4 protein-coding genes are annotated in these 1,763 nt (G+C 65.7%); all 4 read right to left on the minus strand.

Going from position 1 to position 1,763, the window contains the following annotated elements; translation table 11 throughout:
• Nucleotides 1–63 precede the first annotated feature (63 nt).
• Complete coding sequence (locus EN935_RS34345) at nucleotides 64–342, minus strand: hypothetical protein (protein ID WP_127264560.1); 279 nt, start codon at nucleotides 340–342, stop codon at nucleotides 64–66.
• Between the two features lie 108 nt (nucleotides 343–450).
• The gene (locus tag EN935_RS34350; protein ID WP_127264559.1) at nucleotides 451–894 is read right to left on the minus strand and encodes a periplasmic heavy metal sensor; all 444 of its coding nucleotides are present in this window, start codon (nucleotides 892–894) and stop codon (nucleotides 451–453) included.
• Complete coding sequence (locus EN935_RS34355) at nucleotides 891–1,313, minus strand: hypothetical protein (protein ID WP_245468913.1); 423 nt, start codon at nucleotides 1,311–1,313, stop codon at nucleotides 891–893. Before EN935_RS34355 ends, EN935_RS34350 begins: the two co-directional genes overlap by 4 nt.
• A gap of 149 nt (nucleotides 1,314–1,462) precedes the next feature.
• A partial coding sequence (locus EN935_RS34360) for a sigma factor-like helix-turn-helix DNA-binding protein (protein WP_281040390.1) occupies nucleotides 1,463–1,763 on the minus strand: 301 nt, incomplete at its 5' end.

Raw genomic sequence — 1,763 nt, forward strand, 5'->3', positions numbered from 1 at the left:
GTACCTGGTTCAATGGGGATCGAGGGGGCCGGCACGTGGTGGAGCGGCCGACCCCCTTATGTCCTACCAGCGGTGCCAACGATGCCAGCGATGGTGCGGATGCCCGACATAGAAGGCCGGGCCATGCCAACGGTGGTAACGAGGATAGACGACCACACGGTTGGGCACGCAGCGTCCCCAATGATTGGGATGCCAGCCCGGTCCACAGCCCCAGGCGACATGCTCGACCAGCGCCGGTGCGGCGAGTGGCGCCAATGGCATCGCCAGGGATGCTGCGGCGGTCGCAACCGTTCCAGTAACGGCAAGAGCGGCGGTGATCGCGTATTTTGCCAGATGGTTCATGACGATGCTCCGAATGTTTCCGAGGTTGAAAGCCTGCCGCACCACACGGATCTGGCAGGCCTGCCCTTCGCTTCGTTAAACGGCACCGTCAGCGTTTTCCGTCGGTCATCATGGCAATTTTTTTGGCGCGGCGGCCCCGCTGCGTTTCATCAGCCCTTGCGCCAGCACGCCGCGCCCCTCAGCGGAACTTGCCGCCGCGAACTCCACAATGCGCTGCTCCAGCCGCGTGCGCACGGTGACATCGGCATTGCGGGCCCGCTCCAGTGCCGCCGACAGCGCCGTCGTGTCCAGAACCGGCTGTTGCAGCAGGTCGGCTGCTTCACGCCTGGCTTGCTGGCCGTCGAGAATGACCTGACGGGATTCTCGGCGAACATCGCGCAACGCCTTGCGGAAGACCGTGCGATCCTGTTCGGGAAGCCGGCCACCGGCCGCCTCCAGTGAATAGCCCTGGTTTTTGCCGCTTCTTATCCAGACGGCTCCGCCGGCAAGCGCTCCGGCCAGGAAAACGTTGAGCACCACCGACGCGATGACAAGGTTGCGGCTCATGGTCATAGGTCTTCCTCGATCGTGTCGCGGTCGGGGCCGGTATCGCCAAACGCCGTCACATTGGCATCCAGCACATAGTGGTCCGGCTGGACCTCGGGTGTGACGACGGTCACCAGGGCCAGTCCTGCCACGGCGCCGGCCAGACCAATGCCGGCAAGTCCCAGCCCCAGCCACCAGAACCGCTGACGCCGGCGCTGGATGAGGTGCCGGCCGGCGGCCTGCTGGATGCTGCCGTGCAGGGCCTTGCCGGGGGCGTCGACGCGGTAGCTGTCAAGCCGCGCGTCGAGTGTCCCGGCATGCTTCAAAATGGCCTCGCCCGCTTCGCTTGCAGCAAAGATATTGCCGGCCATCCGTTCAGCCTCGGGCCATCGCCGCAAGTCACCGCCATAGGCCGCAGCCAGGGCGGCAAAGCGCTTGGCATCCATTGCCGGTTCGTACCTGGACCCTTCAGCCATGTGTCTTTCCCTTGCCCATTGGCGCCGCGTGCTCGCGCGGCATGGGGCTGACAGGAATCGAGCGCCAGGCAGCGCCTGCAAGGCGCGATGGCTGTTGCGCCTTGGTGCTGATCCGGTTCTCACTCATCGGCGCCATCCCTGGTCAGGATCGTCTGCAGCGAGCGGCGGCCGCGTGCAAGCAGGCTCTCCAGGGCATCGACGCCGATCTGCAAGGTCGCTGCCGCCTCGATGTTGGACATCTCCTGATAGTAGACCAGGATGATCGCCTCCCGCTGGCGCGGCGCGATGCCTTGCAGCGCCTGTTTGACCCGATGATCTTCCTCCCCGGGATGAGCATCGGGAAGCGGCGCAGGATCGGCCACGTCCGGCACCTCGTCGGTCACCCATTCGCGGCGTCGGCGCAGCCGGTCGTAGCACAGG

Origin of the sequence: Mesorhizobium sp. M7D.F.Ca.US.004.03.1.1 (assembly GCF_003998635.1) — a bacterium.
Taxonomy (GTDB): Bacteria; Pseudomonadota; Alphaproteobacteria; order Rhizobiales; family Rhizobiaceae; genus Mesorhizobium; species Mesorhizobium loti.

Excerpts from the sequence above, each read along its gene's own strand:
- EN935_RS34355 (WP_245468913.1), bottom strand. The coding sequence starts at position 1,313 with ATGGATGCCAAGCGCTTTGCCGCCCTGGCTGCGGCCTATGGCGGTGAC.
- EN935_RS34345 (WP_127264560.1), bottom strand. The coding sequence starts at position 342 with ATGAACCATCTGGCAAAATACGCGATCACCGCCGCTCTTGCCGTTACT.
- EN935_RS34350 (WP_127264559.1), bottom strand. The coding sequence starts at position 894 with ATGACCATGAGCCGCAACCTTGTCATCGCGTCGGTGGTGCTCAACGTT.